The sequence below is a fragment of the Mesorhizobium sp. WSM1343 genome, assembly GCF_055901535.1.
In genome coordinates this window covers 1006408-1020961 of record NZ_CM148370.1, presented here as the reverse complement: position 1 = coordinate 1020961, position 14554 = coordinate 1006408, and the positions used below count along the sequence as shown (strand labels likewise).

The window sequence follows — 14554 nt, the reverse complement described above, 5'->3', positions numbered from 1 at the left end:
CCGCTTATATCAGTGCAACCATGACCCTTTCATTCGATCTCACCACTGACAGCGCCCGCGACGCGTTGCGTGCCCGCGCGGCACAGCCCGAAAAGCAGTCGCTGATCGGCCTGACGCGGATCGAACTCGCCGAGACTCTGGTTGCATCAGGCGCTGTGCCCGAGCGCCAGGCGAAAATGCGCGCCCAGCAGCTGTGGCACTGGATGTATGTGCGCGGCGTCTGCGATTTCGCCGGCATGTTCAACATCTCCAAGGATCTGCGTGCTGAGCTCGACAAGCATTTCACCGTCGCCAGGCCCGAGATCGTCGAGGAGCAGATTTCCGCCGACGGCACGCGAAAGTGGCTGTTCCGCTTTCCGCCGCGCGGCGCCGGTCGGCCCGTCGAGATTGAGACTGTCTATATTCCCGAAGAGGGTCGCGGCACGCTGTGCATCTCCTCGCAGGTGGGCTGCACGCTGACCTGCTCGTTCTGCCACACCGGCACGCAGAAGCTGGTGCGCAATCTGACGGCCGAGGAGATCCTCGCCCAGCTGCTAACCGCCCGCGACCGGCTCGGCGATTTCCCTGACCGCGACACGCCCGACGGCGCCATCGTGCCGGCCGAAGGCCGCAAAGTGTCCAACATCGTCATGATGGGCATGGGCGAGCCGCTTTACAATTTCGAAGCGGTGAAGAAGGCGCTGCTGATCGCTTCCGATGGTGACGGCCTGTCCCTGTCGAAGCGGCGCATCACGCTGTCGACCTCCGGCGTCGTGCCGGAAATCTTCCGCACCGGCGAGGAAATCGGCGTCATGCTGGCAATCTCGCTGCATGCCACCAATGACGATCTGCGCGACTTGCTTGTCCCGATCAACAAGAAGTATCCGCTGAAGGAACTGATCGCCGCCTGCCGCGCCTATCCCGGCCTGTCGAACGCCAAGCGCATCACCTTCGAATATGTGATGCTGAAGGACGTCAACGATTCCATCGAGGACGCCAAGGGACTGATCAAGCTGCTCAAGGGCATTCCGGCCAAGATCAACCTGATCCCGTTCAACCCGTGGCCGGGCACCAATTACCAGTGCTCGGACTGGGAGACGATCGAGAAATTCGCCGACTACATCAACAATGCCGGCTATGCCTCGCCGATCCGCACGCCGCGCGGCCGCGACATCCTCGCCGCCTGCGGTCAGCTCAAATCCGACTCCGAGCGCATGCGCAAGGTCGACCGGCTGGCTCTGGAAGCGATGATGATAGCGGGGCACGGCGAGGCGTGAACCGCCCCTTCGCCTGGCTAAGACGCCTCGCCATCATGGCGGTCGGCTATGTCGCCGCCGTGCTGACCTCGATCCTGGTGCCGGTGCTGCTGATCGCTCTTCTGGAAGGCATCGAAGACGGCAACTGGTCGATCATTTTCGCCTTCGACTGGCTTGGCTCGTTCCCGCTCGCCGTGTTGACCGTAATGATCGGCGCGCTGTTGATCGTCGGCCCGGCGCTCTTTGTCGCCGAACGGTTCTCACTTCGAGGATGGTTCTACTTCGCCGCCACTGGTGCGATCACGTCCATTGCCTTTGGCGTATCCATGCCGCGCTCGGCCAGCAGCTTTGTCTTCAATCCGGGCTTTCTGGGTTTTCTCGCCACCGCCGGCATCGCCGCCGGTTGGATCTACTGGCTTCTGGCTGGACGCAGGTCCGGCACGGGCCGGAATCTGGGCCGGGATTGATGGCGCGTCTCGTCGGCTACCTCATCCGTTTCACCGTCATCCTGTTCGGCTATGCCGTCGCCTCGCTGGCGGCGAGCGCCTTCCTCAACATCCTGTTGCTGGCGTCGCTCGGCTACACGCCGGAGCATGCACATCCGACGGCGACGGCTTCCCTGTATTTCTCAATTCCCTTCGCCGCCCTGTTCGTCGCCTATTTCGCCCTGATGCCGGCCTCTGTCGTCATCCTGCTTGCCGAAATCCTGGGCCGGCGCGACTGGCTGTTCTATGCGCTGGCGGGCGCGGTGGTTGCCGGTGTTTTCCTCGGGCTTGCCGACCACAGCGGTGACACCGCCTTCGCCGTCAGGGACACCAGCGCCATCATGGCCGTGATCGGCAGCGGCATGGTCGGTGGTATCTTTTACTGGCTCAGCGCCGGGCGCTGGGCCGCAAGCTGGTGGCAAGGCGAACCAGGCTCAAAAGAAGATGGCCATACAGGATGACGGCGCCTACTTTGCCTGCGCCGTCAGGATCTTGAGGGCGAAGGCGGAGAACACGCCGGCAAAGAGATAGTCGACCACCCGCGTGACGCGCGGGCTGGCCTTCATCGCCGCCGAAAACTTTTCCGCCGCCAGCACCATCGGCACCGTCACCGGCACCGACAGCACGATGAACATCGTGCCCAGGAAAAACAGCTTTCCCGGTGCGTTCGGATCATGTGCGGAGACGAACTGCGGCAGGAAGGTCATGAAGAACAGGATGATCTTCGGGTTGAGCAGATTGACGCCGAGGCCCGCCGCCCAGCTGCGCAACAGCGAAATCTCGGGTCCCGTCTTCTTCTCCGGCGAAAAGGCCGAGCCCCTGGTGATTGCCTGCCAGGCCAGGAAGACGAGATAGCCGGCGCCGAAGATCTTCAGCACGAAGAATGCCATCGGCGAGGCGACGATCAGCGCCGAGACGCCGACCACCACCAGCGTGGTGTGGATCAGCGTGCCGCACAGCGCGCCGGCCATCGAGGCAAAGCCAGTGGCACGGCCCTGGCTCAGCGTGCGCGAGACGAACAGGGTCATGTCCGGCCCCGGCGTGATCGCCAGGATGACCGTGGCGATGGCGAACTGGATCAGCGTGGTGGTGTCTGGAATGAACGACATGAGCGGCCCCGGGGAATTGGGAGGCCTATACAGGATGCGCCATGTCGACGCCAGACACAGCAGCGATCCGATCTCGATCCAGCAGGCGTCTGCACGGCATTCGCTGGGCGCCGGCCGCGGCAGTCCTATGCCTGCCTGCTCAGCCGTATCCTCGCTGGCTCCTCCGCGAAGAGTCGATCGTTGCGGACATCGGTGTCCCCGGTGATCTGGTCGATCGGCTTGGGCCGGCCGAGAAAATAGCCTTGCGCCTCATTGCAGCCTTCGACCTGCAGGATGGTGAGCTGGACATGTGTCTCGACGCCTTCGGCGAGCACCGGAATGTCGAGGCTGCGGCCCAGCGTCAGCACCGCCCGGATGATGGCCTTGGCCTGCGGGCTTCGCTCGACATCGGCCATGAATGAGCGGTCGAGCTTGATCTTGTCGAAGGGAAACGAGCGCAGCGTATCGAGCGATGAATAGCCGGTGCCGAAATCGTCGATCGCGATCGTCACCCCAAGCGCCTTGACCTGGCGCAGGACATGCAGCGTGCGCACCTTGTCGGCGACGATCGTCGATTCGGTCAACTCCAGCTCCAGCCGTTTCGGCGACAGCCCGGTCTCGATCAGGATCTGATGGACGAGCTTGGCGAGATCGGCATGGGCGAACTGCACCGGCGACAAATTGACCGCGATCTTGTGGCCATTGCCCCACGAGGCCGCCTGCCGGCACGCGGTCCGCAGCACCCATTCGCCGATCGCCATGATCGAGCCGTTCTCTTCGGCAATCGGGATGAATTCGGCGGGCGGGATCATGCCATGCACGGGATGGGTCCAGCGCAGCAGCGCCTCGTAGCCGCAGGTGGCGCCGCTCTGGACCGAGGTCTGCACCTGATAGTGCAGCGAGAGCTCGTCGCGCTCGATCGCCTGGCGAAGGTCGGTGGCCAGCGCGCGGCGCGCCCGCGCCGTCTCGTCCATGGCCGATTCGTAGAAGCAGACGGCACGCGTCACGTCGCCCTTGGCCCGGTACATGGCAAGGTCGGCGTTGCTGACCAACCGCTCGCGGTCGGCCCCGTCGCGCGGATAGACCGCGACGCCGATGCTGGCGCCGGCGGCGATCTCGAAATCCTCGAGCCGCAACGGCTCGAACAGGGATTTCTCCAGCCTCGAGACCATGCCGAGCAGGTCCTTCTGATCCTTGAAGCGCTTGATGGCGGCGAACTCGTCACCGCCGAGCCGTGCGACGAACTCGCCCTCGCCGGTGAGTTTCGCCAGCCTGCGGGCAACGATCTTGAGAGCCTGGTCGCCGGCCGCGTGTCCCCTGAGGTCGTTGATCTCCTTGAAGCGGTCGAGATCGATGACGATGACCGCCGTCATCGTGTCCTCGCCCTCGCATGCCCGGTCGATCTCGTGGTCGAGGCGGTCGTTGAAGGAGACGCGGTTGGGAAGGCCGGTAAGGGCGTCGTTGAGGGCGAGATGCTGAAGCCGCACGAAACTCTCCAGTCGGCCACGCTCATCGATCAGGTAACTGGCGAAGCCGGTGGCCGCGACGATCAGGCCGACCACGGCGACGGCGACCGCCATTGCCACCAGAATATCGGGATTGGTGCCTGTGCTGATGAAGGACAGCGGCGTCACCGCCACCGCGGCCATAGCCGTGAAATGCAGGCCGACGATCGCCAGCACCAGCAGCCCGATGGCGAGATAATGCGACCAGCCGTATGGCCGGCGTACGGCATGGCCGACGGCCAGGGCGGAGAACACCGCCGAGATGACCAGTGAGGCCACGACATAGGAGCCGTCCCATTCGACAATGCCGGCAACGTGATAGGCCATCATACCGGTGTAGTGCATGGCCGAGATCGCCAGGCCGACGACGACGCCGCTCCATTCCGGGGCCAGCCGCCGGCTCTTGCCGGATGCAAGGGTGAAGCCCAGCCCGGTGCCGACGATGGCGATGACCAGGGACGCCATGGTCAGAACCGGATCGAAGGTGATCGGCGCGCCGGGCTGGTAGGCCAGCATGGCGATGAAATGGGTGCACCAGATCGACGAGCCGGCGGCGACCGCGGTCAGGAACAGCCAGCCCTTCATCTGCACGCCGGTGGTTTTCCTCGAACGGTCGAAGAGGCCGATCGTCACCCAACAGCCGGTGACGCACATCAGCGCCGCCAGGAGGACAAGCCACAGATTATGCTCCGTGGCGATGCATGATATAACGCGCATCGAGAGTCGCCCAAGCCCGAGGAGCCCGCGACAAGGCAGGCAAGAAGCCGCCCGGAACGTGCCCAAGGCGGCTTTGTCGTAAGTGTTAGCGGCACGGCATGAAAACTTGATTAAGTCTCACCGGCAAATGCAGCCTTTGATTGCAGCAGGTTGTTTCCGCTGCCGGCATCGTGCTCCCGCCATACGCTGGACCAGAAGCCATGCACGCACGCGTGCTTGCTCGCTCTGCCGTTCCTGCTAAAAGGCGCTGCGACAAATCCGTGACGCCCAGGCTGGGGCGTCCGCCACCGACGGGGTAAAAATGTCCAAAACCAAAGACATCAAGAAAGTCGTGCTCTCCTATTCCGGCGGTCTCGACACATCCATCATCCTGAAATGGCTGCAGACCGAGTTCGGCGCCGAGGTCATCACCTTCACCGCCGATCTCGGTCAGGGTGAAGAGCTGGAACCGGCGCGCCGCAAGGCCGAGATGATGGGCATCAAGGACATCCGTATCGTCGATGTGCGCGAGGAATTCGTCGCCGACTTCGTCTTCCCGATGTTCCGCGCCAACACCGTCTATGAAGGCACCTATCTGCTCGGCACCTCGATCGCCCGGCCGCTGATCTCCAAGCATCTGGTCGATATAGCCCGGGAAACCGGCGCCGATGCGATCGCGCATGGCGCCACCGGCAAGGGCAACGATCAGGTTCGCTTCGAGCTCTCGGCTTACGCACTGAACCCCGACATCAAGGTCATCGCGCCGTGGCGCGACTGGACGTTCAAGTCGCGTACCGACCTGATGAATTTCGCCGAGCAGCACCAGATCCCGGTGCCGAAGGACAAGAAGGGCGATGCACCGTTCTCGGTCGACGCCAACCTCTTGCATTCGTCCTCCGAGGGCAAGGTGCTGGAAGACCCGTGGGTGGAGCCGCCGGAATTCGTTCATCAGCGCACCGTTTCGCCGATGGACGCGCCGGACAAGGTCACCGAGATCGAGATCGAGTTCCTGAAGGGCGATCCGATCGCGCTGAACGGCAAGAAATTGTCGCCGGCAACCATGCTGGCGACACTCAACGATCTTGGCCGCGACAATGGCATCGGCCGGCTCGACCTGGTCGAGAACCGCTTCGTCGGCATGAAGTCGCGCGGCGTCTACGAAACGCCAGGCGGCACCATCCTGATCGCCGCCCACCGGGCCATCGAATCGATCACGCTCGACCGAGGTGCGGCCCACCTCAAGGACGAGTTCATGCCGCGTTACGCCGAGCTGATCTATAACGGCTTCTGGTTCGCGCCCGAACGGCTGATGCTGCAGGCGATGATCGACAAGAGCCAGGAAGACGTCGAGGGCACGGTGCGGCTCAAGCTCTACAAGGGCAACGTCATGGTCACCGGCCGCAAGTCGAAGAAGACGCTTTACTCCGATGCGCTGGTCACTTTCGAGGACGACCGTGGCGCCTATGACCAGAAGGACGCCGCCGGCTTCATCCGCCTCAATGCACTGCGGCTGAGAACGCTGGCAGCGCGCAACCGCGCCAAGTAGGGCGGATGCGCGGTTTCGGTCGCTGCCTGGCGCCGCTGGTTGTTCTGGCGACGCCGGCCGCCGGCCAGGAGTTCGACCCCGCCTCTCTTGACCTTCCCGCGCTGATCGAGTGCAGGGCGGACGTTCCGACCTACAACGACTTTGCCCTGTGGCTGTCCAGCGCACCGGGTGCCGTTGAAACGCTTGGCTGGAAGGAGGTTGCCTCCGCCAATCCGTTTCTCAGCCAATACGAACTGCCGGCCAAAATCCGCGTGTTCAACCGCGAGACAGGATCGATCGTGTTTACCGCTGCGGGGCCGATGGCCGTGCTCGACGGCGTTGCCGCGCCGGAGCTTGCAAAAGAACTCGACGTCATGGCCGTTTTTTCCACGCCGCAAAAATTCCTTGGCGAAAAGGTCGTTGTCCAAAGCACCGAAGAGTCGGAAGGATTGACCTTCTCCACGGACGTCAAGCTCAACGTCTCGACCGTCGAGTCCCATCCCGGCAAGACCCTGGCCGGCTGCTCCTACACGCTCGAAATCAAATAAAAACCCGGCATTCACGCCGGGTTTTCGATCAAGTCAAAAATGGCCGGGGCCTCCTGCCCGGTGCATGGTCCGTCAATCGCCGTCGATCGCCGTGGCAATGCGGGCGATGGCCTGCTGATAGACGCTCGCGGAATTCCAGCCGGCAATCGCGCCTATATTCGCACTCGCGCTCGCGCCTGCCCGCCAGCCATGACCCTTGAGGAAGTTGGCGGTGGAAGCCAGCGCCGTGCCCTTGTCGCGCAGGTTTCCGCCGCCGACGCCATATTTCAGGACGTTTCCTGGCAGGAACTGCGTGTGTCCGATCTCGCCATGCGCGGCCCCGACCGACGAGGCTGTCAGCGCCCCGCGATCGACCAGCTTCAGGGCGGCGATCGCATGCGGGTAGAAGAACCCCGGGCGGCGGCAATCATAGGCAAGCGTCAAAATGGCAGAGACGGTGTTCTGGTTGCCCATGGCCGAACCGAAGCCGGTTTCCATACCCCAGATGGCCAGCAACACGCCCGGCGACACGCCGTAATTCGCTTCGATCTTGGAGAACAGCGCCGCATTCGACTTTTTCAGCGACCGGCCCTTGGAGATAATCGCCGCGCCGCCGCGCCGCCGCATGAAATCGTCCACCGAGCCGCTGAAGGCCTTGTGAATGCCGCGGTCGACGGAGATGGTCTTTGTCGCGTAGTTCGCCCCGGCCAGAGCGGCCAGCCCCTTGGCGCCCACACCTTCCGACCTGGCCTGCGCGGCAAAGTCCTGCTTCCAGGCCTCGAAGCCGGCGCCGGTCTTGCCGCAGCTGGCCGCTGCCTGTGCGCCCGTCGCCAGCGCAAGCACCGCCATCGCGGCCGCTGCAAACATCTTTCCCTTGGCAAGAATTGCCATGTTGATCTCCTGGTTGCCTGAATCACGTCCCAATTGCGAACTTGCCAGCGAAACGCGCACTTGTCACTGTCACCGCTGCAATGCTGGCGAATGCCGTGGAATTTGCCTAGGATCAAGTGATTATTGTGGCAAGGGGGCTGCATGCAAGACGTTGATGTCGTCATCATCGGCGCCGGCTCGGCGGGTCTTGCCGCTGCCAAAACCCTGCAGGCGGCGGGGCTTTCCTTCACGCTGCTCGAAGCGATGGACCGAATCGGCGGGCGAGCCTGGACCAGCGACCAGCATTTCGGCGTGCCTTTCGACATCGGCTGCGCCTGGCTGCATGCCGCCGACCGCAATCCCTATTTTCCCGAAGCGCAAGTGGCAGGCTGGACGTTGCATCATCACGACATGAATGTCGATCATCTCTACTACCGCGAGCGCAAGGCGAGCGAAGCGGAAGAAGCCGACATGAAGTCCGCCGACGCAAAGCTGTTCGAACTGCTGGCCAGGCATGAAGTGAAGGACGGAGATGACGATCGTCTTTCGGCGCTGTTGGCAAAAGGCCATGCGCCGCGCGCCGCCGCCACCTTCGCCGGGCCGATGGATTTCGGCGCCGACGAGGACGAAATCTCGATCCTGGACTTCCAAGCCGCCGCCGATCTCGACCCGAACTACTTCAGCAAGGAGGGCCTTGGCGCGCTGGTGGCGCGTTTCGGCGCCGGCGTGCCGGTCGAACTGTCGACGCCGGTACGCAAGATCCTGTGGGACGTGCCCGGCGTCGCCTGCGTCACCGATCGCGGCACCGTCCGCGCCAAAGCGGTGATCGTGACCGCTTCGCCGGCGGTGCTCGCCTTCGAGGAGATCGCGTTCTCGCCGGCCCTGCCCGACACCCATTTTGGCGCCTTCTTCGACCTGCCGATGGGCATGCTGACCAAATTGCCGGTCGAAATATCGGGCACAAGGCTCGGGCTGCAGCCCTTCGACGACCTGCTGATCGAACGGATGGCCAGGCACGACATCTATTTCCTGTGCTTCCCGTTCGACCTTGACCTGATGGTCGGCTTCGTCGGCGGCGATTTCGCCTGGGAAATGTCGGCGGCCGGCGAGGCGGCCGGCATCGACTTCGTCGTCGACCGGCTGTGCGGCATCTTCGGTGGCGATACGCGCAAGCATGTCGGACGCGCCATGATGACCAATTGGGGCGGCGAGCGCTTCGTGCGCGGCGCCTACGCCGCCGCCCGCCCTGGCCGTTCACTGGCGCGCGCCGCGCTCATGCAGCCGGTGGCCGACAAGATCTTCTTCGCCGGCGAGCACTTGGCCGGCCCGCTGATGCAGACCTGCGGCGGCGCACGGCTGTCGGGCGAAGCGGTGGCAAGACAGGTTGTCGCCCAGCTTGCGGCCAAATAGCTTCAGGAAAATGTGGAACGCCGCGCGGCTGTTCGCGTTGGGCACGGGCCGCCGTGAATATCTATGTCACCTCCGGTGAATTGAGACCGACATGAAACTCTTCGACTGCCCCCATTGCGGCCATCGCATCTATTTCGAGAACGCCCAGTGCCTGAACTGCGGGAACCCCGTGCTCTACGATCCCGAGCACGCCTGTTTCGCGCTGGCGAGCGCCGACGGCATCTTCCAGTGCACCAACGCCGATGAATGCGCCTGCAACTGGATGGCCGAGCCCGGACACGCCTTTTGCCGCGCCTGTGCGCTCAACCAGTTGATCCCGGATCTCTCCGTCGACGGCAACCGCCGCCGCTGGATCCGTGTCGAAGCGGCGAAGAAGCGCGCCATCTATTCGCTGCTGGCCTTCGGGCTGCCGGTGGCGCCCAAGCAGAACCCCGCCGACGAGATCGGGCTGGCCTTCGACTTCCTCGCCGATCCGATCGGCGGCGGCCCCGGCGGCGAGCGGATCCTGACCGGCCACGACAATGGCCTGATCACGCTCAACGTCGCCGAGGCGGATTCGGCCGAGCGCGAGAAGCGGCGCGTCGAGATGGGCGAGAACTACCGCACCTTGCTCGGTCATTTCCGTCATGAGCTTGGGCACTATTATTGGGACCGCCTGATCCGCGACGATCCGCACCGGCTCGAAGCTTTCCGCGCACTGTTCGGCGATGACCGCGCCGATTACGAACAGGCGCTGAAGGCCTATTATGCCAATGGTGCGCCGCCCGACTGGCAGCAAGGCCACATCTCGGCCTATGCGACCTCGCATCCATGGGAGGACTGGGCCGAGACCTGGGCTCACCACCTGCACATCACCGACACGCTGGAAATGGTGCACGCACTGAACTTTCCGCTCGGCCGGCTGGAGACGGTGGAGGCCAACGACTTGCCGCGCGGCGACACAGGCGGCGAATTGCAGGCCGCACCCTCGGAGCCGCCGACCGCGCCCGAGTCTTTCGAAAAGATCCTGGCCCGCTGGCTGGTGCTGTCGGAAGCCTCCAATTCGATCAACCGCTGCATGGGCCTGCCGGACCTCTATCCCTTTGTCATTTCGGACGTCACGGCGCGGAAATTGGACTTCGTTCACGAACTTCTGACCGATTTGCCTGGAGAACAGGGAACAAATCGTGAGTTGGCACAGGCGCTTTAGCGGGAACGCATGAGCTGCTGCCCCGTTTTCGCTGGCGAGGGACCATGAAAACGGAGAGAAACCATGAAATCCCTGTTGTTTCCGGCGGTCGCCGGAATGCTGACCGTGATGTCGGGCGCCGCGTTTGCCGACACCGCCGTCTCAGCCGTCACCGATCTTAACGTTCGCGCCGGACCCGGCCCGCAATACCCTGTCATCGGCGTGCTCGCCGCCGGTCAGTCGGCAACGCTCAATGGCTGCATCGAAAACAGCAAATGGTGCACCATAGCCGAGGCCGGCGGCCAGGGCTGGGTCTATTCCGACTATGTGACGGCCGATATAGGCGGCAGCCGGGTGGTGCTGACGCAACGGCGCGCCAGCGTTGCTGTCGTCTCGCCGCCGGAGGACATCGGCAACTACTCGACCGATTATACCGGCGCGATCATCGCCAGCGATCCGGTCGTCGATGACTTCCCGCCGCCCCCGGCTGAAGTCCGCACCTATGTCGACACGCACCGCCTCGATCCCATCTATCTCGATGGCGAAGTGGTCACCGGCGCGACCCTGCCCGACACCGTCGAGCTGCGCGAGATTCCAGACTACAATTACCGCTATGTCTATGTGAACGGCCAGCGGGCGCTGATCGATCCGCAGACCCGGCGCATCATGTACGTCGTGCGCTGACGACAATTGACATAAGCGGCCGCTGCCACAGCAGCGGCCGCCGGCAGGCGGCACCGCAGCGTCGCCTCTTGTGCGCCGACGCTGCTCTGAGCATTGTCCTTTGCGGAAAACTTCCGATTTTTCCGGCGGTCGGTTAGTCAATAGGCGATGACTTTGGCAAAGGAGCCCGCGTGACCATCGATCCGGCCGCCTTCGAGCGCTACAGGCATTCGCCGAACGCCAGGACGACCTTGCCGCGCCTGTTGCTCGGAACGGGGATCGTCGTCCTTTTTTGGGCAGCAACCACCGTGGCCGTGCTGGTCGGCGGCACCTATGCCTTCTTCGCCCGGCAGGCGGCCCCATCATCCGGCATGCAGGGTTTCCTCGCCTCGCCCATCGGCATTCTCACCGCGCTCGTCTCGTTCGCCGGCATCTGGATCGGCCTGTGGGTCGCGATGCGCTGGGTGCATGGCGAGAAGCTGTCGGCGCTGCTCGGCAACAGCCGGCGTGTTTCATGGTCCGGCTTCCTCAAGGGGCTGATCGCGGTGCTGATCACCTCGTTGATCTCCGAAATCCTGCTCTATCTCTTGCAGCCGCAGATCGCGCGCGGCCCGATCAGCCTGTCGTCCTGGCTGCTGTTTGCGATCCCGATCGCCGCGCTCACTCTGTTGCAGACCTCGTCGGAAGAGTTGCTGTTTCGCGGCTACCTGCTGCGCGGGCTGGCCAGCCGGTTCAAGAGCCCGTTCATCTGGGCGCTGCTGCCGGCCCTGCTGTTCACCTCGCTGCATTGGAGTGCGAGTTCGTCGCCAGCCATCAACGCCTGTGTGCTGGCGTCGATCGCCGCTTTCGCGTTGCTGCTGACGCTTGTCGTTTACGCAACAGGCAATCTCGGCGCCGCGCTGGGTGCTCATCTCGGCAACAACCTGACCGGCTTCCTGCTGATCTCGCATCAGGAAAGCTACAATTCCTTCGCCCTGTTCAACGCCAGGCCGCTCGAGGGACCGGGCTGGGCAACGTCGGATGCGGTTCTCATCGCCTTCATCGGCATCGCCTGCAGCCTGCTGACCATCGGGCTGCTTTTGCATCCGCGCTCGCCGCTCAAGGTCGCCGCCGAGCTTCCGGACCGCGCGAGCACGGCCTGAATGCGGGTCCGGGAACGACGCTACCCGGCCCTTGTCTTGACTCTTGCGCAGATTTCCTGTCTACACGCCCCGACTTCCGCGACGAGTATCCCTCCGAGCAAGCCGACCAGGACGCCGAAACCTCTTTGAGGTGAAGTGCTGTAAATCGATCCTGGAGGCCAACACCCGGCAGCGCTGAGCGCCCCCGGGTGCTTTTTGGTTTTGGCTTTTGCTTGGACTTTTGGTTGGACACTGGGCGCGAACGCATTACCTCTCGGGCACCATCCGGGTGCCAGGGAAAAGGAAAACGAATGTTTGAATCGCTACAGGAACGTCTTGGTTCGATCCTGAACGGCCTGACCGGCCGCGGCGCGCTGTCGGAGGCTGATGTCTCGGCGGCGCTGCGCGAGGTGCGCCGTGCGCTGCTCGAAGCCGACGTGGCGCTGGAAGTGGTGCGCTCCTTCACCGACAAGGTGCGCGAGAAGGCCGTCGGCGCTGCCGTGGTCAAGTCGATCAAGCCCGGCCAGATGGTCGTCAAGATCGTTCATGACGAACTGGTCGACATGCTCGGCGCCGAAGGCGTCGCCATCGATCTCAATGCCCCGGCGCCGGTCGTCATCATGATGGTCGGCCTGCAGGGTTCCGGCAAGACGACCACTTCGGCCAAGATCGCCAAGCGTCTTTCCGAGCGTCAGAACAAGAAGGTCCTGATGGCCTCGCTCGACACGCGGCGCCCCGCCGCGCAGGAGCAGCTTCGCCAGCTCGGCGAACAGGTCAAGGTCGCCACGCTGCCGATCATCGACGGCCAGTCGCCGGTCGACATCGCGCGCCGCGCCGTGCAGGCGGCCAAGCTCGGCGGCCACGACGTCGTCATCCTCGACACCGCCGGCCGCACCCATATCGACGAGCCGCTGATGGTCGAGATGGCCGACATCAAGAAGGTATCGAGCCCGCACGAAATCCTGCTGGTCGCCGATTCGCTGACCGGCCAGGACGCCGTCAACCTGGCCAAGAGCTTCGACGAGCGCGTCGGCATCACCGGTCTCGTGCTGACCCGCATGGACGGCGACGGCCGTGGCGGTGCTGCCCTTTCGATGCGCGCCGTCACCGGCAAGCCGATCAAGCTGATCGGCACCGGCGAAAAAATGGACGGGCTGGAGGAATTCCACCCCAAGCGCATCGCTGACCGCATCCTCGGCATGGGCGACATTGTCTCGCTCGTCGAAAAGGCCGCCGAGAACATCGACGCCGAACAGGCGGCGGCGATGGCCAAGAAGATGCAGTCGGGCAAGTTCGACCTGAACGATCTCGCCGGCCAGCTTCAGCAGATGTCGAAGATGGGCGGCATGGGCGGCATCATGGGCATGATGCCCGGCATGGGCAAGATGAAGGACCAGATGGCCGCCGCCGGTCTCGACGACAAGATGTTCGGCCGCCAGCTCGCCATCATCTCGTCGATGACCAAGGCAGAGCGCGCCAATCCCGATTTGCTCAAGCATTCGCGCAAGAAGCGCATCGCTGCCGGTTCCGGCACCGACGCGGCCGAAATCAACAAGCTGCTCAAAATGCATCGCGGCATGGCCGACATGATGAAGGCGATGGGCGGCAAGGGCAAAGGCGGCGGCCTGATGCGCGGCATGATGGGCGGCCTCGCCTCCAAGATGGGCCTCGGCGGCATGATGCCCGGCGGTATGGGTGGCATGATGGGCGGCGGCATGCCGGACCTGTCGAAGATGGATCCCAAGCAGCTCGAAGCCTTGCAGAAGCAGGCGCAGGCAGCCGGCCTAGGCGGCGGCATGAAAGGCCTTCCCGGCGGCGGTGGCCTGCCCAGCGGCATGCCAGGTTTGCCCGGCGGCATGAAACTTCCCGGGCTTCCCGGCCTCGGCGGTGGCGGGCTGCCCGGCCTTGGCAAGAAGAAGTGAGGACGCCATGAACGAAGAAAAGGACATGGCCGACGCCCGCGCCCTCCTGGCAGATTACCGGGCGTCGATCGACAACATCGACGCAGCCCTCATCCACATGCTTGCCGAGCGCTTCCGCTGCACCAAGGCGGTTGGCGTGCTGAAGGCGACTCATGGCTTGCCGCCGGCCGACCCGGCACGCGAGCAGCAGCAGATCGCCCGGCTTCGCCAGCTGGCGAAGGATGCCCATCTCGACCCGGATTTCGCGGAAAAGTTCCTCAACTTCGTCGTCCGCGAAGTGATCCGCCACCACGAACAGATCGCCGCTTCCAACGGCGTGACGAAAACCAACTGAAACCC

General features: G+C 63.9%; 14 protein-coding genes. 11 read left to right on the top strand and 3 right to left on the bottom strand.

Annotated features, from left to right (window positions below; translation table 11 throughout):
* The first annotated feature begins 20 nt into the window (after nucleotides 1-20).
* From rlmN to AC0NIL_RS04850, 3 genes are read left to right on the top strand one after another with little or no spacing between them, the layout of a single operon-like run.
* On the top strand, nucleotides 21-1256 hold the full coding sequence (gene rlmN / locus AC0NIL_RS04860; RefSeq protein ID WP_275953415.1) for a dual-specificity RNA methyltransferase RlmN: 1236 nt from the start codon (nucleotides 21-23) through the stop codon (nucleotides 1254-1256).
* Between the two features lie 35 nt (nucleotides 1257-1291).
* Nucleotides 1292-1702, top strand: a complete 411-nt coding sequence (locus AC0NIL_RS04855; protein ID WP_263499194.1) for a hypothetical protein — start codon at nucleotides 1292-1294, stop codon at nucleotides 1700-1702.
* Complete coding sequence (locus AC0NIL_RS04850; RefSeq protein WP_473573832.1) at nucleotides 1702-2181, top strand: hypothetical protein; 480 nt, start codon at nucleotides 1702-1704, stop codon at nucleotides 2179-2181. The genes AC0NIL_RS04855 and AC0NIL_RS04850 overlap by 1 nt, the downstream gene beginning before the upstream one ends.
* Before the next feature lie 6 nt (nucleotides 2182-2187).
* Here the strand turns inward: AC0NIL_RS04850 and AC0NIL_RS04845 are convergent, their stop codons facing one another.
* Together AC0NIL_RS04845 and AC0NIL_RS04840 are read right to left on the bottom strand one after the other, a co-directional pair.
* Nucleotides 2188-2829 (bottom strand): LysE family translocator, encoded by a 642-nt coding sequence (locus AC0NIL_RS04845; protein ID WP_013528810.1) that lies wholly within the window; start codon nucleotides 2827-2829, stop codon nucleotides 2188-2190.
* A 125-nt stretch (nucleotides 2830-2954) separates the two neighbouring features.
* On the bottom strand, nucleotides 2955-5030 hold the full coding sequence (locus tag AC0NIL_RS04840) for a putative bifunctional diguanylate cyclase/phosphodiesterase (protein ID WP_275953414.1): 2076 nt from the start codon (nucleotides 5028-5030) through the stop codon (nucleotides 2955-2957).
* A gap of 301 nt (nucleotides 5031-5331) precedes the next feature.
* Here AC0NIL_RS04840 and AC0NIL_RS04835 point away from each other — a divergent pair, with 301 nt between their 5' ends.
* Complete coding sequence (locus AC0NIL_RS04835; protein ID WP_013528809.1) at nucleotides 5332-6555, top strand: argininosuccinate synthase; 1224 nt, start codon at nucleotides 5332-5334, stop codon at nucleotides 6553-6555.
* Nucleotides 6556-6560: 5 nt separating this feature from the next.
* Nucleotides 6561-7082, top strand: coding sequence for a hypothetical protein (locus tag AC0NIL_RS04830; RefSeq protein ID WP_027162880.1), 522 nt, complete (start codon nucleotides 6561-6563; stop codon nucleotides 7080-7082).
* Nucleotides 7083-7154: 72 nt separating this feature from the next.
* Here the strand turns inward: AC0NIL_RS04830 and AC0NIL_RS04825 are convergent, their stop codons facing one another.
* Nucleotides 7155-7952: a lytic murein transglycosylase gene (locus AC0NIL_RS04825; RefSeq protein ID WP_275953413.1), complete on the bottom strand. Its 798-nt coding sequence runs from the start codon at nucleotides 7950-7952 to the stop codon at nucleotides 7155-7157.
* A 141-nt stretch (nucleotides 7953-8093) separates the two neighbouring features.
* On the opposite strand from AC0NIL_RS04825, the gene AC0NIL_RS04820 reads away from it, so the two are divergent.
* The 6 genes from AC0NIL_RS04820 (at nucleotide 8094) to AC0NIL_RS04795 (ending at nucleotide 14549) form a co-directional block, all read left to right on the top strand.
* The gene (locus tag AC0NIL_RS04820) at nucleotides 8094-9341 is read left to right on the top strand and encodes a flavin monoamine oxidase family protein (protein WP_275953412.1); all 1248 of its coding nucleotides are present in this window, start codon (nucleotides 8094-8096) and stop codon (nucleotides 9339-9341) included.
* A 91-nt stretch (nucleotides 9342-9432) separates the two neighbouring features.
* On the top strand, nucleotides 9433-10530 hold the full coding sequence (locus tag AC0NIL_RS04815; protein WP_013528805.1) for a zinc-binding metallopeptidase family protein: 1098 nt from the start codon (nucleotides 9433-9435) through the stop codon (nucleotides 10528-10530).
* 63 nt (nucleotides 10531-10593) lie between these two features.
* Nucleotides 10594-11193, top strand: a complete 600-nt coding sequence (locus AC0NIL_RS04810) for a DUF1236 domain-containing protein (protein ID WP_063169558.1) — start codon at nucleotides 10594-10596, stop codon at nucleotides 11191-11193.
* Between the two features lie 170 nt (nucleotides 11194-11363).
* On the top strand, nucleotides 11364-12314 hold the full coding sequence (locus AC0NIL_RS04805) for a CPBP family intramembrane glutamic endopeptidase (RefSeq protein ID WP_013528803.1): 951 nt from the start codon (nucleotides 11364-11366) through the stop codon (nucleotides 12312-12314).
* Between the two features lie 290 nt (nucleotides 12315-12604).
* Nucleotides 12605-14215, top strand: a complete 1611-nt coding sequence (gene ffh / locus AC0NIL_RS04800) for a signal recognition particle protein (protein WP_024504031.1) — start codon at nucleotides 12605-12607, stop codon at nucleotides 14213-14215.
* Nucleotides 14216-14222: 7 nt separating this feature from the next.
* Nucleotides 14223-14549, top strand: a complete 327-nt coding sequence (locus AC0NIL_RS04795; RefSeq protein ID WP_013528801.1) for a chorismate mutase — start codon at nucleotides 14223-14225, stop codon at nucleotides 14547-14549.
* Nucleotides 14550-14554 lie beyond the last annotated feature (5 nt).